Raw genomic sequence first — 24,041 nt, forward strand, 5'->3', positions numbered from 1 at the left:
GTCTCTGATGAGTTTTGATATTGCCAAATACCCGACGCTGGCGCTGGTGGAGTCCACTCAGGAATTGCGTCTGTTGCCTAAAGAGAGCCTGCCGAAGCTCTGCGACGAGCTGCGTCGCTACCTGCTCGACAGCGTGAGCCGCTCCAGTGGACACTTCGCCTCCGGGCTTGGCACGGTGGAACTCACCGTGGCGCTGCACTACGTCTATAACACCCCGTTTGATAAGCTTATCTGGGACGTGGGCCACCAGGCTTACCCACACAAAATTTTGACCGGACGACGCGACCGCATCGGCACCATTCGCCAGAAAGGTGGCCTGCATCCGTTCCCGTGGCGCGGTGAAAGCGAGTATGACGTGCTGAGCGTTGGCCACTCGTCGACCTCCATCTCCGCCGGTATCGGCATTGCCGTTGCCGCAGAAAAAGAAGGCAAACAGCGCCGCACCGTCTGCGTGATTGGCGACGGCGCGATCACCGCAGGCATGGCGTTTGAGGCCATGAACCACGCAGGCGACATCAAGCCTGACATGCTGGTGATCCTCAACGATAACGAAATGTCGATTTCCGAGAACGTCGGCGCGCTGAACAATCACCTCGCCCAGCTGCTCTCCGGAAAGCTTTACTCCTCGCTGCGGGAAGGCGGCAAAAAAGTCTTCTCCGGCGTGCCGCCGATTAAAGAGCTGCTCAAGCGTACCGAAGAACATATCAAAGGCATGGTAGTGCCCGGCACGCTGTTTGAAGAGCTTGGCTTTAACTACATCGGCCCGGTTGACGGTCACGACGTGCTGGGTCTGGTCAGCACGCTGAAGAACATGCGTGACCTGAAAGGCCCGCAGTTCCTGCACATCATGACCAAAAAAGGGCGCGGCTACGAGCCCGCGGAAAAAGACCCAATCACCTTCCACGCCGTGCCGAAATTCGATCACACCAGCGGCGTGCTGCCGAAAAGCAGCGGCGGCCTGCCGAGCTACTCAAAAATTTTCGGCGACTGGCTGTGCGAAACGGCGGCAAAAGACGACAAGCTGATGGCCATCACGCCCGCCATGCGTGAAGGCTCCGGCATGGTGGAGTTTTCCAAAAAATACCCTGACCAGTATTTCGATGTGGCAATTGCCGAGCAGCATTCGGTCACCTTCGCGGCGGGACTGGCGATCGGCGGCTATAAGCCCGTGGTCGCGATTTACTCCACCTTTCTGCAACGCGCCTACGATCAGGTCATTCACGACGTCGCGATTCAAAAGCTGCCGGTGCTGTTTGCCATCGACCGCGCGGGCATCGTCGGTGCCGACGGTCAGACCCATCAGGGCGCGTTTGATCTCTCCTATCTGCGCTGCATCCCGGATATGGTCATCATGACTCCAAGCGATGAAAACGAATGCCGCCAGATGCTGTTTACCGGCTATCACTACAGCGACGGCCCAAGCGCAGTGCGCTATCCGCGCGGCAGCGGCACGGGCGCAGCGCTGGCCCCGCTGGAAAAACTGCCGCTCGGCAAAGGTATCGTTAAACGTCAGGGTGAGAAAATTGCCATTCTGAATTTCGGCACCCTGCTGGCAGATGCCGAAGTCGTGGCAAATAATCTCAACGCTACCCTGGTCGATATGCGCTTTGTGAAGCCGCTGGATGAAGCGCTGATTCTGGAGATGGCCGCGCAACACGACGCGCTGGTGACGCTGGAAGAAAACGCCATCATGGGTGGCGCAGGCAGCGGCGTGAATGAAGTGCTGATGGCACACCGCAAGCCGGTGCCGGTGCTGAACCTCGGCCTGCCGGACTTCTTTATTCCGCAGGGCACGCAGGAAGAAGCTCGCGCGGCTATCGGCCTCGACGCCGCAGGTATCGAAACCAAAATCACCGCCTGGCTCGCCTGATCCCTCCCCTTTCCGCTCCTGCTATGCTTAAAGGATGTTCATCGCAGGAGTGGAACCATGCAATACAACAAATTAGGATCGACCGACCTCAACGTCTCCCGCTTGTGTCTCGGCTGCATGACCTTTGGCGAGCCCGACCGCGGCAATCACGCCTGGACGCTGCCGGAAGAGAGCAGCCGCCCAATCATCAAACACGCCCTGGAAGGCGGCATTAACTTCTTTGACACCGCCAACAGCTACTCCGACGGCAGCAGCGAAGAGATTGTGGGCCGTGCGCTGCGGGACTTTGCCCGCCGTGAAGACGTGGTGGTCGCGACCAAGGTTTACCATCAGACCGGCGATTTGCCGCAGGGGCTTTCGCGGGCGCAAATTCTGCGTTCAATTGACGACAGCCTGAAGCGTCTGGGCATGGAGTACGTCGACCTGCTGCAAATCCACCGCTGGGATTACAACACGCCGATTGAAGAAACCCTCGAAGCGCTGAATGATGTCGTAAAAGCCGGAAAAGCGCGCTACATCGGCGCATCATCTATGCACGCCTCGCAGTTTGCCCAGGCTCTCGATTTGCAGAAAAAGCACGGCTGGGCACGCTTTGTCACCATGCAGGATCACTACAACCTGATTTACCGCGAAGAAGAGCGCGAGATGCTGCCGCTGTGCTACAGCGAGGGCGTGGCGGTGATCCCATGGAGCCCGCTGGCGCGCGGACGTCTTACGCGTCCATGGGGTGAAACCACCGCGCGTGTCGTGTCTGACGAGTTTGGTAAAACGCTCTACAGCACGACGGAAGATAACGATGCGCAGATCGCCGAGCGGCTGGCGGCAATCGCCGAAGAGCTGGGGGTTTCGCGTGCGCAGGTCGCGCTGGCATGGCTGCTAAGCAAGCCCGGCGTGGCCGCGCCCATTATCGGTACGTCCAGAGAGGAACAGCTGGATGATTTGCTGAACGCCGTCGATATTACGCTTAAGCCGGAGCAGATTGCCGAGCTGGAAACGCCTTATCAGCCGCATCCGGTGGTGGGGTTTAAGTAGAGCCAGATTGCCCGGTGGCGCTGTGCTTACCGGGCTTACAAACCGGGCCGGAGCAGGCCGGGAAAACGGCGTGCCGCCCGGAAAATCGCTGTCAGATCAATCCGATCGGCCAGTGATGCCCAATCAGATACAGCAGGCCCGCGGCGATGATCCCGGCGATAATGTCATCAACCATGATCCCCATCCCGCCGTGCACGTTGCGATCGAACCAGCGAATTGGCCACGGCTTCCACATGTCAAAAATGCGGAACAGCACAAAGCCGATCGCCACCCACTGCCAGGCGTTGGTCGGCAGCGCCATCAGCGTTATCCACATGCCGATAAACTCATCCCAGACGATGCTGCCGTGATCGTGCACGCCCATATCCTTCGCGGTGCGATGGCAAATGTAGACGCCGATGCAGATCCCAAGCATCACCACCAGCGAATAGAGCTGCCAGGGCAGGAAGGTCATCAGATACCAGAAGGGAATAGCGGCAATCGATCCCGCCGTACCGGGCATAATCGGGCTCAGCCCGCTGCCGAAACCGGTGGCTAACAGGTGCCACGGATTCAGCAGGTTCAGGCGGCTTTTGGCGACATCTTTACTGCGCAAAATGGTCATATCCCTTCCAGTCGAGCGTGACCGGCTTGCCGTCACGTTGAAAATGCAGGCCTTCCACGTCGGCGCTAATCTGGCCGATGCAGGTATATTTCATGCCAAAATGACCGAGCGCCACGTCCAGCGCACCGCGGTTGAGTTCAGGTACGGTGAAGCAGAGCTCATAGTCTTCGCCGCCGGACAGCGCCCAGCGCAGCGCCTGCTCAGGCTCCACGCAACGCTGCATCGCTTCAGAGAACGGCAGTGCATCCAAATCGATTCGGGCGCCGCACTCGCTGGCCTTGAGGATATGACCGAGATCGGAAATCAGGCCATCAGAAAGATCGATAGCCGCATTCGCCAGACCGCGCAGCGCCTGCCCCGCCAGGATTCGCGGAGTCGGGTTCAGATGACGCTTCACCAGATAGTCTGCGTCTTCTTTCACCGAAACCCGCAAACGCTCCTGCAAAATCGCCAGCCCTGCCGCGCTGTCGCCCGGCGTACCGGTGACGTAAACCCAGTCGCCCGGTTTCGCCCCGGAACGCTTGAGCGCTCGTCCTTCCGGCACAAAGCCGTGAATGCCCAGCGTCATCGACAGCGGCCCTTTAGTGGTGTCACCGCCAATCAGCTGCATATCGTAGTAGTTCAGCTGTTCAAACAGACTGTCGCTGAACGCGGCAAGCCAGGCTTCGTCGACGGCAGGTAAGGTCAGCGCGAGCGTGAGCCACGCAGGATCGGCGCCCATTGCGGCGAGATCGCTTAAGTTCACCGCCAGCGCCTTGCGGGCCAAATCAGCAGGATTAATATCCGGTAGGAAATGAATGCCCGATACCAGCGTATCGGTGCTGATCGCCAGGGTTTGTTTTTCGGGAACGTTCAGCAGCGCGCAGTCGTCGCCGATGCCGGTTTCAACATCCAGACGGGAGCTTCTGACGCGATCAAAATAACGGGCAATGAGAGAAAATTCGCCGCAAGCCATAGGTCATGCCTCGAGCCGGGAAAAGAGAATGCCGACGATAACGGAGTGCCCGTTAACGTCGGCTAAACAGATTACTTCTTGCGGGGACGGATGACCGGAGCTGCTTTATCCAGCACGCCGTTAACGAACTTGTGGCTGTCTTCAGCGCCGAAGGTTTTCGCAAGCTCGATAGCTTCGTTGATGGCCACTTTGTACGGCACATCGTCACGCTTAGCCAGCTCGAACAGCGCGATGCGCAGCACGGCTTTCTCAACCTGACCCAGCTCTTCGAGCAGGCGGGAGAGATACGGCTTCATCAGGCCGTCAAGATACGCGCTGTTGGTCGCCACTCCGGACAGCAGTTCGCGGAAGTACACGACGTCGACGTCTTTCACGTCCTGTTCCGCCAGGAACTGATATTCAACATCAGCGATGTCGTTATGGGACAACTGCCAGGAGTAAAGCGCCTGGACAGCACACTCACGGGCGCGGCGACGAGCAGCAGGTTTCACGGAATTCCCCTTACAAAATTCAGGCCTTGATGGCCTTCAATACATTAATCATTTCCAGCGCGGTCAGTGCAGCTTCTGCACCTTTGTTACCGGCCTTGGTGCCAGCGCGTTCGATGGCTTGTTCGATGCTTTCGGTGGTCAAAACGCCGAAGGCAACCGGAATTTCGCTCTCCTGCGCAACGTGCAGCAGGCCATTGCTTGCGCCACCGGCGACATATTCAAAGTGAGCAGTACCGCCACGAATTACGGTGCCCAGCGCGATCACCGCGTCGTATTTGCCGGTCTTCGCCAGTGCGCCCGCTGCCAGCGGCAGTTCGTACGCGCCCGGAACCCAGACAACGGTAATATTTTCGTCTTTCACCTGACCAATACGCTTCAGGGCGTCAACCGCACCTTCCAGCAGGCTTTCATTGATGAAGTTGTTGAAACGCGCAATGGTGATGGCGACGCGGGCTTCAGGTGCCGCTACGTTAGCTTCGATAATGTTCATACTTTTCCTTTTGGGATTCGACTTACCCCATGAGGGGGGCGGATTTTATCATAATATTTCGTGTGCTGCTTCGGTTATTGAGAGCAACTTACGCAGGTCTTAAATGCAAACAGAGATCCGGGCCAACGTGGCGTATCTCGCTGAAACTGAACTGGGGTGCATCGGCGAGTTTCTCAAGCCCTGGCAGGACACATAATCCACGGGCATCGCTGCCTAATAGTTTAGGCGCGACGTACACAATCAGCTCATCAACCAGCCCGGCCTGGAGCAGCGCTCCCGCGAGCGTCGGACCTGCTTCCACCCAGATGCTGTTAATTTGCTGTTTGCCAAGCTGCATCATCAGCAGGACGAGATCGAGATGGCCGTTGTGTTCCGGAATTTGCACAGTGCGCACAGACTCCGGCCATTCACGTGAGTCAGGCTGAGTTCGGGCAAACCAGGTTTCGCCCGGCTGCTGCACGATGCGATGCTCCGGCGTGACCTGATTCAGCCTGTCGAGCACGATGCGCACGGGCTGCCGCAGATTTTCCTGCGGATAGCTGGCCTTCACCTCTTCGTTGAGCTCTTCCCAGCGCACGGTCAGCGCCGGGTTATCCGCCAGCACCGTGGCGCTGGTGGTTAAAATTGCGTGGCTTTCGGCGCGCAGACGCTGCACGTCACGGCGTGCCTGCGGGGAAGTTATCCACTGGCTTTCACCGCTCGCCATTGCCGTACGGCCATCGAGGGATGCGCCCAGCTTGAGCTGAATATACGGAAAGCCGGTGCGCATACGCTTCAGGAAGCCTTTATTGAGCGCTTCTGCTTCGCTCATCATCAGCCCGTGGCTGACTTCGATGCCTTCCTGCTGCAAACGATACAGCCCACGCCCGGCCACCTGAGGGTTAGGATCCTGCATCGCGGCCACGACGCGACTGACGCCTGCAGTAATGAGCGCTTCGCAGCACGGCGGCGTGCGGCCATGATGGCTGCACGGTTCGAGAGTAACGTAGGCCGTTGCGCCTTTGGCTTTTTCGCCCGCCATGCGCAGAGCGTGCACTTCCGCGTGAGGTTCCCCCGCACGATAGTGTGCCCCTTCCCCGACGATTTCGCCGTCTTTCACGATAACGCAGCCGACGCGTGGATTAGGATGCGTGGTAAAACGCCCCAGAGCGGCCAGCTGCAGGGCTCGCGCCATGTACATTTCGTCTTGCATCGGTCAATCCTGTAGGCGGGCGATCTCTTCGCCGAATTCTTTAATGTCTTCAAAGCTGCGGTAGACGGAAGCGAAACGAATGTAGGCGACCTTATCCAGTTTCTTGAGCTGTTCCATCACCAGATTACCGATTTGCTTGCTCGGTACTTCACGTTCGCCTGTTGCACGAAGCTGAGATTTAATGTGATTGACCGCCATCTCGACGTCATCTGAGCTCACCGGGCGTTTTTCCAGCGCTTTCTGTAAACCACTGCGCAGCTTATCTTCATTGAACGGTTCACGCACATCGTTACTTTTCACCACCCGCGGCATAACGAGTTCTGCCACTTCAAAGGTGGTGAAGCGTTCGTTACACACCAGGCACTGGCGGCGGCGGCGTACGGAGGATCCTTCCCCGACCAGGCGGGAGTCGATCACTTTGGTATCTACAGCGAAACAAAATGGGCAATGCATGGCGCGTCCTGACGAAGAAGTGTGACATCTTTCTATTTTACCACGACCCGCACTCAGCCGTCATTTTGAGACAATCCCCCGTGAGGAATAATCCCCTCTCCTGCTACCATTATCCCCGGCAGACCCCTACAAGGATCCTCATGATGACAAGACGTTTCGTTCGACTTCTCGCGCTGGGCAGCCTGTTTACCCTGAGCGCCTGTGCACAGCAAACCGAAATTCACCAGATGCAGCAGAGCGTCAGCGCGCTGAATCAGGATATGAGTAAGCTCAATCAGGAAACGGTGAAAATCACCCAGCAAAATTCGCTGAACGCCAAATCGGCAAGCGGCGTCTATCTGCTGCCGGGCTCTCATACGCCAGCACGTCTGGAAAGCCAGATTGGCACCCTGAAAATGTCGCTGATTAATATTGCGCCAAACGCCGATGGCCTGCGCGCCACGCTGCGTATTCAGGGCGAATCCAACGATCCGCTCCCCGCATTTAGCGGCACAGTCGAGTGGGGCGTGATTCAGGGCACCACCGATAGCTTCCAGGAAGTGAACGTTAAAAACCAGCTGATCAACGCTCCGGCCAGCGTTCTGGCCCCGAGCGATGTGGACATTCCGCTGCAGCTGAGCGGCAGTGATGCCAAACAGCCGGTATTTGTGCGCATCCACGATATTCAGCCCGTCACGCCGCAGTAATCCTTTATGGCCGGATAGCGCCCGTTATCCGGCAACGTTTGACTCCTTCCGCTTATCTTTCGACACCCTCTGCAATCTTTTCCGTTTTTCAGAAAACCCTGGAAACATTTACGATAATCCGTACAATCCCCGCCGACAATGTACGCAAACGTGAACGCAATCGATTACGTACTTGAGAAAACTGTGAAACACCACATATTTTTGTGAGCAATGATTCTTATAATAGGCCTCGCAGAAAACCGTTACATTTAGAAACGCTCCGGCGATTCTTTTCACTCCCCGCGAGGGATTTCAACAAGTGGCATCATGATGAAAAAAACATTACTTGCAGCCAGTGCAGTGCTCGCTCTTTCTACATCTTTCACCGCAGGCGCAGCAGAAAACAGCAAACCTGAATACGTTTCTGACTGGTGGCACCAGAGTGTCAACGTGGTAGGAAGCTATCACACCCGTTTCGGACCACAGATCCGTAACGATACCTATCTGGAATACGAAGCCTTCGCCAAGAAAGATTGGTTCGATTTCTATGGTTATATGGATGCACCCGTCTTCTTCGGTGGCAACACCGACGCAAAAGGTATCTGGAACCACGGCTCTCCATTGTTTATGGAAATTGAACCGCGCTTCTCCATCGATAAGCTGACCGGTGCTGATCTGAGCTTCGGCCCGTTCAAAGAGTGGTACTTCGCCAACAACTACATCTACGATATGGGCCGCAACGCCTCGGGTCGTCAGAGCACCTGGTATATGGGCCTGGGTACGGATATCGACACCGGCCTGCCAATGAGCCTGTCCATGAACGTCTATGCAAAATACCAATGGCAAAACTACGGTGCAGAAAACCAGAACGAGTGGGACGGCTACCGCTTCAAGGTGAAATACTTCGTGCCAATCACCCAGCTGTGGGGCGGCCAGCTGAGCTATATCGGCTTCACCAACTTTGACTGGGGTTCTGAGCTCGGCGACATTGGCTTCCGCGACAATAACGGCAACAAGGCACGTACCAATAACTCTATCGCCTCCAGCCACATCCTGGCGCTGAACTACGATCACTGGCACTACTCCGTAGTTGCCCGTTACTGGCACAACGGCGGCCAGTGGAACGACGACGCCAGCCTGAACTTCGGCAACGGCGACTTCAGCGTCCGTTCAACCGGCTGGGGTGGTTATCTGGTCGTGGGTTACAACTTCTGATAAGCGTGATGCCCGGCGGCGCAGGCTTGCCGGGCCTACAGAAGTCAATCCTGATATGAACCACAGGCCGGGTGGGCATTGCGGCCACCCGGCTTTTTTTATTACCTCAGACTCAACGCGTTACTCTGATCCAACAGCCACGGGCGCAAATACCCAACGGTATTGGAAAACGGCAGCACGCACTCCGGTAAGTTAATCCCCACTTCTCTCTGGATCCACTCACGCCTTGCCTGAACTCGCGCCCAAAGTTGCGGATACTCAGAAGCAAGCTGTTGACGCAGCGCTTCATCGGCCAGCGCCACGGTGTCCTCAATGCTTGCCCCCGCATAACCCGCGCGGGAGGGAATAATATCAATTTGCAGCAGCATACCGCTGGCTAATGGAATGTCCGACCGGGCTGACACCGGCGAGCAGAGCCACTCTTCATCCGCCACCAGGTGTCCAGGATTCAGATGCCAGTGATAGTCGGCTTTCGGTAAAACGCCTTCGATAAGCTGATACAGCTCACCGCCGGTCATGCCCGGATGGATGTTCTCCAGCCACGCTACAACAGCACGGAAATAAGGTATCGCAACCACGTCCAGATAATCACTGACGGCTTCCGGCAGCTGAGAAGCGCTTTCCACCACGTAGGCTGCACGACTGCTGAGGCCGCCTTTGTAGCTGACGGTCAAAGAGAATTTGTCACCCTTCTGAACCTGCTTATCGCCAGGATAGAGATTCGCATGTGCAAAACGATCGCCGGTGGCAGCGATGGTCACAACGTTATTGAGCTGCCCGTCTGCCGCCAGGAGGCTGGCAATCTGCTTTTCAGTTTTCCCCACCTCTATCGCATTCAGCGCACGCTGGATAGCCGTCGAAGCCAGATTTGCGCCGTACTCGTAGTGCGCAAGCTCATTGGCATTATTGATAACGCGCGCACCGTTTGCCGGTGAGATAAACAGGCCGGTGGCATTGCACAATTCTGCGTCCGGGGCCGCTTCGCGAATGGCATCGACAATGAACGCCGGCATGTCGAACATCTGGCGTACGTTTTCATTCAGGCCTGTAAACAGCTTCCAGCCCGCCAGCCCCAAAATTTTTCCCGACGCCAGGCCCGCATCCCGCAAAATTTCGGGCAAAGACTGCGTGTTATCCATCGGCTGATTCGGTAAAGAGAACCACGGCGCGTGCAGCACCCGGTTTTTGAGCCGCGCATGAGGGGCAAGCTTCAGGTTTTCGTTACCGAGCACCAGCACCGCTTCCCCATCCTGATGCAACACCAACAGCGCCTCTTCAAAACGCGGAATAAACCCGGTGAGGTATTCGAAATTGCCGCCGTGCTCTTTGTCGGCATAGATAATCAGCGTATCGAGTTTCTGCTGACGCATACCTGCCAGCACGCGGTTTTTACGTTCCGCAAGCGTGGCATCACTCAGGATGACGGATGGTAAGTCGGTCCAGGTTTGCGGTGGTGAAACATTTTGCAGGCGAATGTGATGAGACGTGGTCATTTCTGTAGCGTCCTTTAAACAGAGATAATCCGCTAACCCTACCGGAAACCCATAAATTTGGCATAAAAAAATCCCGGCCATTTGACCGGGATTCGATTTTGCAACGCAGGCCTTACGGCAGGATTGAAGGCTGATCGGCGCCCTCTTTCTCCACTTTCTGCTGCAGCAGATGCTCGCGCTTCATGCCCAGCTTCAGCGCCAGCGCAGATGCCACGTAGATGGAGGATGCAGTACCAATGGAGACACCGATAAGCATGGTCAGCGAGAAGCCTTCCAGCACCGGGCCACCAAACAGGAACAGCATCAGGATAACCATCAAAGTGGTACCGGATGTGATCAACGTACGGTGCAGCGTCTGGGTCAGGGAGACGTTAAAGATCTCGTAAGGCGTACCGCGACGGATCTTACGGAAGTTCTCACGAATACGGTCTGAAACCACGATGCTGTCGTTCAACGAGTAGCCGATAACCGACATCAGCGACGCGACGATAGTCAGGTCAATCTCAATATGGAACAGCGAGAGAATGCCCATGGTGATCACCACGTCGTGCGCAAGGGCGATAACCACCCCCGCCGCCAGACGCCACTCGAAGCGGAAACCAACGTAGACCAGAATGGAGATCAGTGCCGCCATCAGCGCCATTGCCCCGCTCTGCGCCAGATCGGCACCGACGCTCGGCCCTACAAACTCAATACGCTTCACCGCCGCGTTCTGAGAGGTAGATTCGTTAATCACGTTCAGCACTTTGCTGCCCAACTCCTGGCTGCCGCTCTCGGTTTTCACCGGAGGCATGCGCACCATGATGTCATGGCTGCTGCCAAAGTTCTGCACCAGTGGCTCAACGAAGCCTGCTTTTTCAAGCGAGGCGCGCGTTTGCTCCATATCCACTGGTTTTTCCAGGGTAATTTCAATCACCGTACCACCGGTGAAGTCGAGACCCCAGTTGAAGCCGCGCACGCCAATCACGATGATGGACGCCACCAGCAACAGGCCTGATATTGCAAAGGCCCAGAAGTCCCAGCGCATAAAGTCATAGACTTTACGGCCGTGGTTCAATTGTTCAACGGTATATTCCTGTGCCACAACGCACTCCTCAGATAGACAGCTTGTTGATGCGTTTGCCGCCGTACAACAGGTTTACGATGGCACGGGTGCCGACGATCGCGGTAAACATGGAAGTCGCCACACCGATACCGGTGGTGATGGCGAAGCCTTTAATTGCACCGGTACCGACCGCATACAGGATGATGACTTTGATCAGCGTGGTAATGTTCGCATCGAAGATGGAGCTGAATGCGCCACGGTAACCTTCGTCAATCGCCTGCTGAACGGTACGTCCGTTGCTGAGCTCTTCCTTAATACGTTCGTTAATCAGTACGTTAGCATCGACCGCTACCGCAAGGGTTAACACGATACCCGCAATCCCAGGCATACTCAGCGTCGCCCCCGGCAGCAGCGACATGATGCCGACGATCAGCACCAGGTTCGCAATCAGCGCAGAGGTCGCGATCAGACCAAACTTCTTGTAGAAGAAGATCATGAACAGAATCGACACCACCAGACCGGCCAGACACGCTTCCAGGCCCTGCTTGATGTTCTGCAGACCGAGAGTTGGACCGATGGTGCGTTCTTCAACAATCTGGATTGGCGCAATCAGCGCACCGGCACGCAGCAGCAGCGAAAGCTGACGCGCTTCGTTCGGGTTGTTGATCCCGGTAATACGGAAGCTGTTGCCCAGGCGAGACTGGATATTAGCGACGTTAATCACCTCTTCCTGTTTCACCAGAACGGCACGGCCTTTCGCATCTTTTTTACCGCTGTCTTTGTACTCCACAAACAGGGTCGCCATCGGCTTACCGATGTTGTCCTTGGTGAAGTTAGACATGATGTTACCACCGGCGCTGTCGAGCGAGATGTTAACCTGCGGCTGGTTGTATTCGTCCTGGCTTGAGGTGGAATCGGTGATGTGGTCACCGGTCAGGATCACGCGCTTGTACAGCACAATCGGCTGGCCTTCACGGGTGTTTTTCACCTCAGAGTCGCCCGGTACGCGGCCTGAAGCGGCAGCAGACTGATCGACGTTGGTATTCACCAGACGGAACTCCAGGGTCGCGGTCGCGCCCAGAATTTCTTTCGCACGGGCGGTGTCCTGAATACCAGGCAGTTCCACCACGATGCGGTCTGCCCCCTGACGCTGTACCACCGGCTCGGCAACGCCCAGCTGGTTCACACGGTTACGCAGGATGTTGATATTCTGCTGTACGGCATACTCGCGCGCTTCTTTCATGCGTGCATCGGTCATCACCGCGCGCAGCTGGTTGCCGCCCTGGTTTGAGATAACCAAATCACGATGGCGAGGCGCAAGATAGTCGATAGCCTGATCGCGCGCCGCGCTGTCGCGGAACGTAATGCTCAAACCGTAGTTATCGGCTTTTTGAACCGTGGTGTAGCCAATGCCCTTTTCACGCAGATCGCTGCGCAGGCCATCGATGTTTTGTTCCTGGAGTTTACCCAGCGCGGTGTCCATATCCACTTCCATCAGGAAGTGTACGCCGCCGCGCAGATCAAGGCCGAGCTTCATCGGCTCAGCTTTCAGCATAGCGAGCCAGCGCGGCGTCGCCGGAGCCAGGTTAAGCGCCACGACATACTTGTCACCCAGCAGATCGACCAGCGCTTCGCGCGCGCGCAGTTGGATGTCAGTGGAGTCGAAGCGAGCAAGAATTGCGCCCTCTTCCAGTGCCACAGACTTCGCGGTGATTTTTTCTTTTTCTAAAGTGTTCTGGACCTGGATCAGCGTTTGCTCACTGGCGGCGTTACCACGCACGCCAGTGATTTGAACAGCCGGATCCTCACCATACAGGTTGGGAAGTGCGTAAAGCAGGCCGACGAGAATCACGACGACCAGCATAATGTACTTCCACAAAGGATAACGGTTTAACACGGCAGTTCCCTTTGGGAAAACAAGAAATTACAGCGCCTTCATGGTGCCTTTCGGCAGCACGGCAGCGACGAAGTCACGCTTGATAACCACTTCGGTGGTATCGTTCAGCGCGATAGCGATGTAGCCCGCTTCAGCAACTTTGGTTACGCGACCAACCAGACCGCCGTTGGTCAGCACTTCATCACCTTTAGCGATGGAGTCCATCAGCTTTTTATGCTCTTTGGTACGCTTCTGCTGCGGGCGCAGGATCATGAAGTAGAAAATCAGACCGAACACCACCAGCATCAGGATCAGAGACATCGGGCTGCTTTGGCCCGGTGCACCGGTAGCGGCTACCGCATCAGAAATAAAAAAGCTCATTGAATTTCCCTCATTATTAAAATTAATCAACGTTTAAAGGCGGAACATCCCGACCCTGGCGTTGGTAAAACTCCGTCACAAAGCTCTCTAATTTACCCTCTTCGATAGCCTTGCGTAAACCAGCCATTAAGCGCTGATAGTAGCGAAGATTATGGATGGTATTGAGACGCGCGCCCAAAATCTCGTTGCAACGATCGAGATGATGCAAATAAGCGCGTGAATAATGGCGACAGGTGTAGCAATCGCACTCTGCGTCGAGTGGGCTGGTGTCGCTTTTATGCTTCGCATTACGGATTTTCACCACGCCGTCGGTGACAAACAGGTGACCGTTGCGGGCATTACGCGTTGGCATCACGCAGTCGAACATGTCAATACCGCGACGAACGCCTTCCACCAGGTCTTCCGGCTTGCCCACTCCCATCAGGTATCGTGGTTTGTCTGCCGGGATTTGCGGGCAGACATGCTCGAGAATGCGGTGCATGTCTTCCTTCGGCTCGCCGACAGCCAGGCCGCCGACAGCGTAGCCATCAAAACCAATCTCCACCAGACCTTTCACGGAGATATCGCGTAAATCTTCGTAAACGCTGCCCTGAATAATACCGAACAGCGCATTTTTATTCTCAAGCGAATCAAAACGATCGCGGCTGCGTTTCGCCCAACGCAGGGACATTTCCATTGAGCGCTTAGCGTAATCCCAGTCCGCCGGGTACGGCGTACATTCGTCAAAGATCATGACGATGTCAGAACCGAGATCGTACTGAATCTCCATGGATTTTTCCGGATCGAGGAAAATCGGATCGCCGTTGATCGGGTTGCGGAAGTGCACGCCCTCTTCCGTGATCTTACGGATGTCGCCGAGGCTGAACACCTGGAAGCCACCGGAGTCGGTGAGGATCGGTCCTTTCCACTGCATAAAATCGTGGAGATCGCCGTGCAGCTTCATGATCTCCTGGCCCGGACGCAGCCACAGATGGAAGGTGTTGCCGAGAATAATCTGCGCGCCGGTGGCTTCGACTTCTTCCGGCGTCATCCCTTTTACGGTGCCGTAGGTGCCAACGGGCATAAAGGCAGGCGTTTCAACCACGCCGCGATAGAAGACCAGGCGGCCGCGGCGTGCGCGTCCGTCGGTAGTATCCAGTTCAAATTTCATTATTGCTCCAGCGTCAGAAAGACAGTCTGACGTATTAACCCAGCGCCGCGGAATTATTCCCCAACGCGTTCATGAATAGCCGACGGATTGTACGTGATGTACATGGCATCCCCGTAGCTAAAAAAGCGATATTTTTGTTCTACCGCAGACTTATAGGCGTTCATCGTGTGCTGATAACCGGCAAAGGCCGAGACCAGCATGATGAGCGTCGACTCCGGCAGGTGGAAGTTGGTCACCAGCGCATCGATCACTTTGTACTGATAGCCCGGATAGATGAAGATTTGCGTGTCGCCGAAGAACGGTTCGATGAGATCCCCCTTCGCCGCCTGCGCCGCGCTTTCCAGAGAACGAACAGACGTGGTGCCTACCGCAACCACTTTGCTGCCGCGCGCTTTCGCTGCCAGCACCGCATCCACGACTTCCTGCGGCACTTCCGCATATTCGGAGTGCATGATGTGATCTTCGATGCTGTCGACACGTACCGGCTGGAAGGTACCCGCACCGACGTGCAGCGTCACAAACGCCATCTCAATGCCTTTTTCGCGCAGTTTCGCCAGCAGAGGCTCATCGAAATGCAGACCCGCCGTCGGCGCAGCTACCGCGCCGGGCTTTTGGCTGTAGACGGTCTGGTACAGCTCGCGGTCTGAGTCTTCGTCCGGACGATCGATGTACGGCGGCAGCGGCATATGGCCGATAGCGTTGAGGATATCGAGCACCGGGCGCTCATCGTTGAACTCAACTTCAAACAGCGCGTCATGGCGAGCGACCATCGTCGCGTTGATGCTTTCATCGTCGCCCAGCAGCAGTTCCGCACCAGGCTTAGGCGCTTTCGAGGCGCGAATATGTGCCAGAATACGTTTATCATCGAGCATCCGCTCAACCAGCACTTCAATCTTGCCGCCGCTGGCCTTACGACCGAACAGGCGCGCCGGGATCACGCGGGTATTGTTAAAGACCAGCAGATCGCCAGGGTTGAGCTTCTCGAGCAGATCGGTGAAAGTACCGTGCGTCAGCGCGCCCGTTGGCCCATCCAGCGACAGCAAACGGCAGCCACTGCGCTCCGGCTGTGGGTAGTGGGCAATAAGAGATTCGGGCAGTTCAAAAGAAAAATCGGCGACGCGCATGACGGTAACTCAAGCATAATAAAGAGGCGGGTAGTCTAGTGGCAGGCTGCTTTGGCTGCAACCTGTAAGCCCTTTAAATACGGATAACGGACTCATGAACTTTCTGGCTCACCTGCATCTCGCACACCTCGCCAACAGCTCGCTGCCGGGCAATTTGCTGGCCGATTTTGTTCGCGGTAACCCGGACGATGACTATGCCCCTGATGTCGTCAGCGGTATCTACATGCATCGCCGTATCGACGTGCTGACGGATAACCTGGCTGAAGTGAAAACTGCGAAAACGTGGTTTCGCCCGGAAACCCGCCGCGTGGCGCCCATTACGCTCGACGTGATGTGGGATCACTTCTTATCGCGGGACTGGGAAAAATTGTCACCAGAGATGTCGCTGCGCGCATTTGTTCGCCACGCTCACGCGCAGGTATCCACCATTTTGCCCGACTCGCCGCCGCGCTTTGTGAATCTCAACCACTACCTGTGGTCCGAACGCTGGCTCGAGCGCTACAGCGATATGGATTTTATTCAGAGCGTACTGAACGGCATGGCAAGCCGCCGCCCGCGCCTGGATGCCCTGCGTGATTCCTGGCAGGATCTGGACACGCATTACGCACAGCTCGAAGAAACTTTCTGGGCGTTTTACCCGCGCATGATGGCGCAGGCGAAAGCACAAGCGCTGTAAAACTTGCGCTTTCTCACAGAATCGCTAAGCTGGAACGGTTGTTAAAATAATAATTGATAGGTAAAACCTGTCTCAACGATTGTCAGCGCCTCATTGAGTCACCTGCTTCCTCTCCCTATACTGGCCCGCGTTGCGTTCCATTAACCTTATAAATTTAGAGGAGAACCTCATGGTTCTGGTAACCCGTCCTGCTCCTGACTTTACCGCCGCTGCTGTACTGGGTAACGGCGAAATCGTTGATAACTTCAACTTCAAGCAGCACACCGCTGGCAAAGCGACCGTGCTGTTCTTCTGGCCAATGGATTTCACCTTCGTATGCCCGTCTGAGCTGATTGCTTTCGACAAGCGTTACGAAGAGTTCCAGAAACGCGGCGTAGAAGTGGTTGGCGTTTCCTTCGACTCCGAATTTGTTCATAACGCATGGCGCAACACCCCTGTCGACAAAGGCGGGATCGGTGCAGTGAAATACGCGATGGTTGCGGACATTAAACGTGAAATCCAGCAGGCTTACGGCATCGAGCATCCGGACGCAGGCGTTGCGCTGCGCGGTTCCTTCCTGATCGACGCGAACGGCATCGTTCGTCACCAGGTTGTGAACGATCTGCCGCTGGGTCGTAACATCGACGAAATGCTGCGTATGGTTGACGCGCTGCAGTTCCACGAAGAGCACGGCGAAGTATGCCCGGCTCAGTGGGAAAAAGGCAAAGAAGGCATGAACGCCTCTCCAGCCGGTGTTGCTAAATACCTGACTGAGAACGTCAACGGCCTGTAATCAGCGCTGATTGATGAACGAAAGGCCCGCGAATGCGGGCTTTTTTATGTCTGGTGATTGAGGTTTCTCCCTCTCCCTAACCCTCTCCCGCAGGGAGAGGGAACTGTTCTGTGCGGTTTTCTCCCTCCCCCTCTTGAGCTGGGCTCTTTTTTCTCCCTCTCCCTTTGGGAGAGGGCCGGGGAGAGGGGATCAGGCCGCTCCGATCTCAAAAAGCAAAACAGCTGCACCCCAGCACGCCCCAGAAGGCCTGGTCATCCGATACCGGAATACCTGACTTCCGCGCAATATCATGCGAATGCCCATGCACACCACAGCTGCCGGCGCACTGATGCATCTGCACCACCGCGCCAACCTTCGCTGCGGCTGGCGGTGCGGAACGATAATGTCCGGGCACTTTCAACACCGGCGACCAGTCCGGTACGATTGGGATAGACGGCGGCGCAAGCGGGCTGAAGTGCCCGGCGGCGTAAACCACCTTGCCGTCGACAATTGTCAGCACCGATTCAATGCCTTTGATCTCCTCTTCCGGCACGCGGAAGTAGTCTTTCGACAACACCACCAAATCCGCCAGCTGATCGGCAACAATACGCCCTTTTTTACCCTGTTCGCTGGAGAACCAGGCGCTGCCCGCCGTCCACAGCTCCAGCGCCACGTCGCGCGGCAGTCGGTTGTTATCGTCATACATTGCCATCCCGCCGACGGTACGGCCAGACACCAGCCAGTACAGCGCGGTCCACGGGTTGTAGCTCGCCACACGAGTTGCATCCGTACCCAGACCAACCGGCACGTCCAGTTCGAGCATTTTTGCCACCGGCGGGGTGTGTTTCACCGCCTCTTTGCCGTATCTGTCGACAAAGTACTCCCCCTGGAACGCCATTCTGTGCTGCACGGCAATGCCGCCGCCCAGCGCTTTTACGCGCTCAATGTTACGCTCGGTGATGGTTTCCGCATGGTCAAAGAACCAGTGCAGGCCGTTGAAGGGAATATCACGGTTCACCTTCTCGAACACGTCAAGCATCCGACTGATGGACTCGTCGTAGGTGGCATGCAGACGGAACGGCCAGCGGTGCTCAACCAGGTGGCGCACCACGCGTTCCAGCTCGTCTTCCATCCCTTCCGGCAGATCGGGGCACGGCTGCAGGAAGTCTTCAAAATCGGCCGCCGAAAACACCAGCATCTCCCCGGCACCATTGGCACGGTAGAAATCAGTGCCCTGCCCCGGTTTAAGCATATCAGTCCAGCGTTCTAAGTCCTCCAGCTCCTGTTTCGGACGCTGAGTGAAGAGGTTATAGGCGATACGCACCGTCATCTGATCTTTGGCGTGCAGCTCGTCGATCACCTGATAATCTTCCGGATAGTTCTGGAAGCCGCCGCCCGCGTCGATGGCGCTGGTTAACCCAAGACGGTTCAGCTCACGCATAAACTGGCGAGTGGAGTTTACCTGCATCTCGATCGGCAGCTTCGGCCCCTTCGCCAGCGTCGAATAAAGGATCATGGCATTAGGCTTCGCCACCAGCATCCCTGTCGGATTGCCGTTTTTATCACGAACGATCTCGCCGCCGGCCGGATCGGGCGTATCTTTGGTGTAGCCCACCGCCTTCAGTGCCGCACGGTTAAGCAGTGCACGATCGTAGAGATGCAGCACAAACACCGGCGTGTCCGGCGCGGCGTCGTTCAGTTCTTCAATGGTTGGCATACGGCGTTCAGCAAACTGGAACTCACTCCAGCCGCCCACCACGCGCACCCACTGCGGCGAAGGCGTACGATCGGCCTGATCTTTCAGCATGCGCAGCGCGTCGGCAAGCGACGGCACGCCCTCCCAGCGCAGCTCCAGGTTGTAGTTCAGGCCGCCGCGGATCAGGTGCAGGTGGGAATCGTTCAGGCCGGGGATCACCGTATGACCTTTCAGATCGACAATCTGCGTTCCGTCATTGGCGAAACTCATCACGCGTTCGTGAGTGCCCGCAGCGATGATCTTCCCGTTAGCTATTGCAACGGCTTCCGCCAGCGGGTTCTGTTTATCAAGCGTATGAATGTCACCGTGGGTCAGGATCAAAGTGGCGTATTGAGACATTTCAGACTCCTCAGGCCGGCTCAGGCTTTTTTCAGCCAGCCGGCAAAAATTCGGGTAACGAGGGGCATCCAGAGCCAGACGACCAGTGCCACCACGCAGGCATCGTTTATCAGATGCAACAGCAACGAGCCTTTCAGCATCGGGAACAGCGTGCCGGTGACGGCAGGCACCAGGTTCGTGCTCGGGAAAATCACCAGCAGCGTAATGAGAAACTGCTTCCAGCGTTTAGGCTGACGAACGTTTGCGGCAGGCGGGGTGAACCAGAAGGCCGCTTCGGTGCGCACCTCTGTCCGGTCGCCTTCGGTCAGCAGCGGCGTGATCTCATCCACCAGTTGCCGGCGGGTTTCGGACTGCGTCCAGGCGTAGAGATGCTCAAGCGTATCGAAACGAATAATGATGTTCCACATCCCCTGGCCGTCGGCCGGACGAATAACGTTGGCCCCAAGATGGCCGGGAAATTCCGCCGCCACGGGCATAATTTTCCCCAGCCACGCTTCGTATCGGGAGCTATCCTGCGGGTTCAGCGCATGGGTGATGACCAGCGTCACGTGTTTCTGTTGGCTCATGGCGATGGATTCCTTACGGTCGCAAAAAGGCGGGCCATCGCCCGCCGGTCAGCATTACGCTTTACGTTCAGGCGCGCCGTGCACCAGGGTATAAGCGTAGTCCACGCCCATCCCGTAAGCGCCGGAGTGTTCACGCACCAGATCCATTACTGCGTCGTAAGTGGCTTTACGTGACCAGTCACGCTGGTACTCAAGCAGCACCTGCTGCCAGGTCACCGGCACCGCGCCCGCCTGCACCATACGATCGATAGCGCGTTCATGGGCATCGACGGACGTACCGCCTGAGGTATCAGTCACCACGTAAACTTCAAAACCTTCATCCAGCGCCATCAGCGCCGGGAAGGTCAGGCACACTTCGGTCCACAGCGCGGAAATAATGAGCTTTTTGCGCCCGGTTGCCTTCACCGCTTTCACAAACGCCTCATCCTCCCAGGAGTTCATGGAAGTACGCTCAATCGGTTTGACGTCCGGATGCACGGCCAGCAGCTCTGGCCAGATATATCCACTAAAGCTTTTGGTTTCCACGGAGGTATAAAGGGTTGGCACATTAAAAATTTTGCCGGCCTTAGCCAGTGCGACGGTATTATTTTTCAGCGTCTGACGGTCAATATTCGCTACGCCAAAAGACATTTGCGGCTGGTGGTCAATAAAAATAAGCGCAGAATTTTGTGGGTCAATCAGTTCCCGGATAGACATATCACACCTTCTTAATCAATAAGTTAAAAGGCAACGGTCTAAGACTGTTGTAAACAGTTGGATCCTGAGGGAGAAAGTCAGATGAGTATAGGCGGAAATTTCTAACGAGTTATTAAAGAAATTTTTCCGTTTGCTGACAGCAGGCCGAAATATATTTTCGCCACACTCATTCACCCGGCAATAATTATCAGGCTTAGTCAAAAAATTGCGCCGGAGCGTTCTTATTTTTTCACTTTTATCGATAAACGGGTTCAGGGAAAATCTCAGTATTGTTTCCTCTGACGCTTTCCCACCATGCGCTTAAACCTTGATGTCTTACTGATTCTGGATGCACTGGACAAACATGGATCCTTCGCCACGGCGGCGGAATCGTTGTTCAAAACCCCCGCCGCGCTCAGCTATATGATTCAAAAGCTGGAAAGCGATCTGAATATCACGCTGTTAGATCGTTCCGGTCACCGGGCTAAATTCACCGATACGGGCAGGATGATGCTGGAGAAGGGGCGTCTGCTGCTGAACGCGGCAAAAGATCTGGAGAAACAGGCGGTGCAGGTGCACTCCGGCTGGGAGAAAGAGCTGTCGATTGCGCTGGATGACTCCTTTCCATTCAAAGCCCTGCTTCCGCTGATCGATGAGTTTCACGCCCTCAACAAACAAACACGACTCAATTTCACCCATCACACACTCGCGGGCGCGTGGGAAGAGTTGACGCATCATGGGGCGGATATGATCCTCGGCGCCATCAACGAGCCACCCACGTCAGCCGCGTGGTCGTACAAAATGCTCGGCACGCTGGATAACGTCTTTGTTGTGGCCCCTTCACACCCGCTGGCGCAGATATATATGCCACTCTCCAACGATCAGCTCTGCCTGCATCGCGCAGTAGTGATCAGCGACAGCGCCCGCAGCTGTCAGCCTATCAACAGCAATCTGATGGACGAACAGCCGCAAATTCGCGTGGATGATTTTCATTCCGAAGTCATGCTGCTGCGGGCGGGCATGGGCTGCGGTTTCCTCCCCCGTCACATCGCCCGGCCGTGGCTTGAAAACGGTGAACTGGTGGAGAAAGAGGTGCTGTCGTTTCGTGAGAAGGACGTAGCCTACATGGCATGGCGCAACCATAACGATGGGCTGGCCCAGCGCTGGTGGCGGGAAGCGCTACTGGGTAAGGATTCTTTTATAAAGTTATATCATTAACATGCCGGGTGGCGGCTGCGCCTGACCCGGCCTACATGAGAACATTTCCGTTGTAGGCCCATGCAAGCGAAGCGCCGCCGGGCATCCTGACCGCTAATTACCAAACCACACAGAAGCGGAAATAGCCGGCAGCGCCAGCACATCGTCCGCCAACGTGCCTTTGCCCTCTTTGAGCAACCATTCTTTAACTGCCAGCAACGGAGAGGCTTCCAGCACGACTTCGCACGGCTCGCCCCGGTTTATCGCCACCAGCACGCGCTGCTGTTTCAGTACGCGGACGAACACCACCACATTATCCTCGGCGTAAAGAACCTGACAGCCACCGTGGCGCAGCGCCTGCGTGCGATGACGCAGCTTCGTCATCCGCTGATAGAGCGCCAGCAGATCTCTGTCCTGTTGCTCTTTATCCCACGGGAACGGCTTGCGGCAGAACGGGTCGTTGTTGCCATCAAGTCCTACCTCGTCACCGTAATAAATGCAGGGCACACCCGGCCAGGTGAACAGCCACACCACCGCCAGCGGCAGGCGCGCCACATCCTTGCCGAGCAGGGATTTAAAGCGCGCAGTGTCGTGGCTGTCCAGTTGATTAAACATCCTCAGCTGCTGCTGGTGCGACAGGCTGGCGCGGTAGTTATCCATCCACGCCATGCAGGTCTGCGCATCGATCATCTGCGGATCGTACGAGATATCGGTATTCGCGAGGAAGCCCCACAGCGGGAAGGTAAAACCGCGATAATTCATCGCCGCATCTTCCGCATCGGCCTGCAGCCACTGGCGCGCATCGCCAAAATGCTCGCCGAGAATATAGGCTTCCGGCTGCGTCTCTTTTGCCGCCCGGGTAATTCCTGCGATGTGCTGAAGGTTGTTGCGCGCCCCGCCGCCTTCGCCCAGCATATGCACCACGTCCAGCCGCCAGCCGTCCATGCTCCAGGGTGCCTTCAGCCAGTGGCGCACGATGCTGTCCTCATCGCGATAGATCTCATTGATCAGCGTTTCGGAACTGAAATCCAGCTTCGGCAGGCTGGCGTAGCCGAGCCAGTCCAGCGCTTTACCTTCTGCTGAGAAGCTATACCAGTCGCGCCAGTGTGAAGAAGAGTTGTGGCAGGCGCCATCGCTCCCACGGTTATGTCGGTCAAACCAGCTGTGCGAATCGCCGCTGTGGTTAAACACGCCGTCGAGGATAAGCCTCATTTCCTCCCGACGAGTATTGTGCCGAAGCCGCAGCAGTGCCTGGTCGCCGCCAAACTGCGGGTCAACGTGGCGGTAATCTTCGGTATCGTACTTGTGCACGCTGGGGGCGACGAACACCGGGTTCAGGTACAGCGCCGTGACGCCAAGTTTTTTCAGGTACGGCAGATTTTCGCTGATGCCGTCGAGATCGCCGCCGTAAAACGTCGATCCTCCGGCTTCTGCCGTTAAAGGATCATCCCAGCGGCGCAGCACAATATCGCGCCCGGCGGCATGGTGATAATAGACGTTGTCCTGTTCCGCGGTGCGCGGTTCACTGCGGGCGAAACGGTCGGGGAATATTTGATAGAAGACCTGATCGGCGACCCACTGCGGCCCGGTATCCGGCACGTCAACCGCAAACTGCTCCAGCCGCGCGGGTGGATACGCGCTAAAGCCCTGCGGCGTAAACCAGCGCTGACGGTTGGCCCACAGCAGCTTAAAGCTGTAGCGGCGGCGGGGCTGGCCGCGACTCAGATCGATTTCCGCACGCCAGGCGGTCACGCCCGGATGCGGCTCACTGCGCAAACGGTGCATCGGCAGCGAGATCTCCTCGTTATCCTCTTCCGCACGAAGCGTAACCTTCAGCGGCAGCGTCTCCCCGCTCAGCCACAGCGTAATCGTCAGTCGGTCCTGCTGCTGTTTAATGAACGGCGCAACAGGCAGATGCCATGCCTTCAACATCATCATTCCCCTTTGTTCAAAATGCGTTCACCATGCCACAGTCAGACGGCGTACAACTCATCATTATGGCGCTTTCTTTGGGTGGAGAGAGGGGGTGGAGAAACCGAAATAAG

General features: G+C 56.4%; 23 protein-coding genes. 7 read left to right on the top strand and 16 right to left on the bottom strand.

Features of this window, described 5'->3' with window-relative positions:
* The first annotated feature begins 7 nt into the window (after nucleotides 1–7).
* Both dxs and AB1287_RS02425 read left to right on the top strand, forming a co-directional pair.
* Nucleotides 8–1,870 (top strand): 1-deoxy-D-xylulose-5-phosphate synthase, encoded by a 1,863-nt coding sequence (gene dxs / locus AB1287_RS02420; protein ID WP_435616834.1) that lies wholly within the window; start codon nucleotides 8–10, stop codon nucleotides 1,868–1,870.
* A gap of 57 nt (nucleotides 1,871–1,927) precedes the next feature.
* A complete protein-coding gene (locus AB1287_RS02425) occupies nucleotides 1,928–2,902 on the top strand; it encodes an aldo/keto reductase (RefSeq protein WP_312624793.1) in 975 nt (324 codons plus the stop codon).
* 91 nt (nucleotides 2,903–2,993) lie between these two features.
* Here the strand turns inward: AB1287_RS02425 and pgpA are convergent, their stop codons facing one another.
* From pgpA to nrdR, 6 genes are all read right to left on the bottom strand, one after another.
* Complete coding sequence (gene pgpA, locus AB1287_RS02430; RefSeq protein ID WP_312624794.1) at nucleotides 2,994–3,506, bottom strand: phosphatidylglycerophosphatase A; 513 nt, start codon at nucleotides 3,504–3,506, stop codon at nucleotides 2,994–2,996.
* A complete protein-coding gene (thiL, locus tag AB1287_RS02435) occupies nucleotides 3,487–4,461 on the bottom strand; it encodes a thiamine-phosphate kinase (protein ID WP_312624795.1) in 975 nt (324 codons plus the stop codon). Before thiL ends, pgpA begins: the two co-directional genes overlap by 20 nt.
* Before the next feature lie 71 nt (nucleotides 4,462–4,532).
* The gene (gene nusB / locus AB1287_RS02440; protein ID WP_312624796.1) at nucleotides 4,533–4,952 is read right to left on the bottom strand and encodes a transcription antitermination factor NusB; all 420 of its coding nucleotides are present in this window, start codon (nucleotides 4,950–4,952) and stop codon (nucleotides 4,533–4,535) included.
* 19 nt (nucleotides 4,953–4,971) lie between these two features.
* Entirely contained in the window at nucleotides 4,972–5,442 is a 471-nt protein-coding gene (gene ribH, locus AB1287_RS02445; RefSeq protein WP_312624798.1) for a 6,7-dimethyl-8-ribityllumazine synthase, read from the bottom strand.
* Nucleotides 5,443–5,530: 88 nt separating this feature from the next.
* The gene (ribD, locus tag AB1287_RS02450) at nucleotides 5,531–6,634 is read right to left on the bottom strand and encodes a bifunctional diaminohydroxyphosphoribosylaminopyrimidine deaminase/5-amino-6-(5-phosphoribosylamino)uracil reductase RibD (RefSeq protein ID WP_435616835.1); all 1,104 of its coding nucleotides are present in this window, start codon (nucleotides 6,632–6,634) and stop codon (nucleotides 5,531–5,533) included.
* Between the two features lie 3 nt (nucleotides 6,635–6,637).
* Entirely contained in the window at nucleotides 6,638–7,087 is a 450-nt protein-coding gene (nrdR, locus tag AB1287_RS02455; RefSeq protein WP_312624801.1) for a transcriptional regulator NrdR, read from the bottom strand.
* Between the two features lie 143 nt (nucleotides 7,088–7,230).
* On the opposite strand from nrdR, the gene AB1287_RS02460 reads away from it, so the two are divergent.
* Both AB1287_RS02460 and AB1287_RS02465 read left to right on the top strand, forming a co-directional pair.
* Nucleotides 7,231–7,773, top strand: coding sequence for a DUF3251 domain-containing protein (locus AB1287_RS02460; RefSeq protein WP_312624914.1), 543 nt, complete (start codon nucleotides 7,231–7,233; stop codon nucleotides 7,771–7,773).
* A gap of 309 nt (nucleotides 7,774–8,082) precedes the next feature.
* Complete coding sequence (locus AB1287_RS02465; protein WP_312624916.1) at nucleotides 8,083–8,967, top strand: nucleoside-specific channel-forming protein Tsx; 885 nt, start codon at nucleotides 8,083–8,085, stop codon at nucleotides 8,965–8,967.
* A gap of 101 nt (nucleotides 8,968–9,068) precedes the next feature.
* Here the strand turns inward: AB1287_RS02465 and AB1287_RS02470 are convergent, their stop codons facing one another.
* The 6 genes from AB1287_RS02470 to queA all read right to left on the bottom strand — a co-directional run bounded on the left by AB1287_RS02470 (nucleotide 9,069) and on the right by queA (nucleotide 16,036).
* Nucleotides 9,069–10,460 (bottom strand): M24 family metallopeptidase, encoded by a 1,392-nt coding sequence (locus AB1287_RS02470; RefSeq protein WP_435616836.1) that lies wholly within the window; start codon nucleotides 10,458–10,460, stop codon nucleotides 9,069–9,071.
* A gap of 112 nt (nucleotides 10,461–10,572) precedes the next feature.
* A complete protein-coding gene (gene secF / locus AB1287_RS02475) occupies nucleotides 10,573–11,544 on the bottom strand; it encodes a protein translocase subunit SecF (protein ID WP_312624805.1) in 972 nt (323 codons plus the stop codon).
* A 10-nt stretch (nucleotides 11,545–11,554) separates the two neighbouring features.
* Complete coding sequence (gene secD / locus AB1287_RS02480; RefSeq protein ID WP_435616837.1) at nucleotides 11,555–13,402, bottom strand: protein translocase subunit SecD; 1,848 nt, start codon at nucleotides 13,400–13,402, stop codon at nucleotides 11,555–11,557.
* Between the two features lie 27 nt (nucleotides 13,403–13,429).
* Nucleotides 13,430–13,762: a preprotein translocase subunit YajC gene (gene yajC / locus AB1287_RS02485; RefSeq protein ID WP_097161468.1), complete on the bottom strand. Its 333-nt coding sequence runs from the start codon at nucleotides 13,760–13,762 to the stop codon at nucleotides 13,430–13,432.
* A 22-nt stretch (nucleotides 13,763–13,784) separates the two neighbouring features.
* Entirely contained in the window at nucleotides 13,785–14,912 is a 1,128-nt protein-coding gene (gene tgt, locus AB1287_RS02490) for a tRNA guanosine(34) transglycosylase Tgt (RefSeq protein ID WP_435616838.1), read from the bottom strand.
* Nucleotides 14,913–14,965: 53 nt separating this feature from the next.
* Nucleotides 14,966–16,036 carry a tRNA preQ1(34) S-adenosylmethionine ribosyltransferase-isomerase QueA gene (gene queA, locus AB1287_RS02495; protein WP_312624812.1) on the bottom strand — a complete coding sequence of 357 codons (1,071 nt, stop codon included), beginning with the start codon at nucleotides 16,034–16,036 and terminating at the stop codon, nucleotides 14,966–14,968.
* A gap of 94 nt (nucleotides 16,037–16,130) precedes the next feature.
* Here queA and acpH point away from each other — a divergent pair, with 94 nt between their 5' ends.
* The gene (gene acpH / locus AB1287_RS02500; RefSeq protein ID WP_435616839.1) at nucleotides 16,131–16,712 is read left to right on the top strand and encodes an ACP phosphodiesterase; all 582 of its coding nucleotides are present in this window, start codon (nucleotides 16,131–16,133) and stop codon (nucleotides 16,710–16,712) included.
* A gap of 169 nt (nucleotides 16,713–16,881) precedes the next feature.
* Nucleotides 16,882–17,484, top strand: coding sequence for a peroxiredoxin C (locus tag AB1287_RS02505; RefSeq protein WP_097161464.1), 603 nt, complete (start codon nucleotides 16,882–16,884; stop codon nucleotides 17,482–17,484).
* Nucleotides 17,485–17,689: 205 nt separating this feature from the next.
* Here the strand turns inward: AB1287_RS02505 and AB1287_RS02510 are convergent, their stop codons facing one another.
* Genes AB1287_RS02510 through AB1287_RS02520 form a run of 3 tightly spaced genes read right to left on the bottom strand, consistent with a single transcriptional unit; the run spans nucleotide 17,690 to nucleotide 20,820 of the window.
* A complete protein-coding gene (locus tag AB1287_RS02510) occupies nucleotides 17,690–19,558 on the bottom strand; it encodes an amidohydrolase (protein ID WP_435616840.1) in 1,869 nt (622 codons plus the stop codon).
* Nucleotides 19,559–19,578: 20 nt separating this feature from the next.
* Nucleotides 19,579–20,124: an antibiotic biosynthesis monooxygenase gene (locus AB1287_RS02515; protein WP_435616841.1), complete on the bottom strand. Its 546-nt coding sequence runs from the start codon at nucleotides 20,122–20,124 to the stop codon at nucleotides 19,579–19,581.
* Nucleotides 20,125–20,178: 54 nt separating this feature from the next.
* Nucleotides 20,179–20,820 (bottom strand): hydrolase, encoded by a 642-nt coding sequence (locus AB1287_RS02520; protein ID WP_435616842.1) that lies wholly within the window; start codon nucleotides 20,818–20,820, stop codon nucleotides 20,179–20,181.
* Nucleotides 20,821–21,114: 294 nt separating this feature from the next.
* Here AB1287_RS02520 and AB1287_RS02525 point away from each other — a divergent pair, with 294 nt between their 5' ends.
* Nucleotides 21,115–22,017: a LysR family transcriptional regulator gene (locus tag AB1287_RS02525; protein ID WP_435616843.1), complete on the top strand. Its 903-nt coding sequence runs from the start codon at nucleotides 21,115–21,117 to the stop codon at nucleotides 22,015–22,017.
* A gap of 93 nt (nucleotides 22,018–22,110) precedes the next feature.
* Here AB1287_RS02525 and malZ read toward each other — a convergent pair whose 3' ends face one another.
* Nucleotides 22,111–23,928 (bottom strand): maltodextrin glucosidase, encoded by a 1,818-nt coding sequence (gene malZ, locus AB1287_RS02530; protein ID WP_435616878.1) that lies wholly within the window; start codon nucleotides 23,926–23,928, stop codon nucleotides 22,111–22,113.
* Nucleotides 23,929–24,041 lie beyond the last annotated feature (113 nt).

This window comes from Scandinavium sp. UTDF21-P1B (assembly GCF_040750395.1).
Taxonomy (GTDB): domain Bacteria; phylum Pseudomonadota; class Gammaproteobacteria; order Enterobacterales; family Enterobacteriaceae; genus Scandinavium.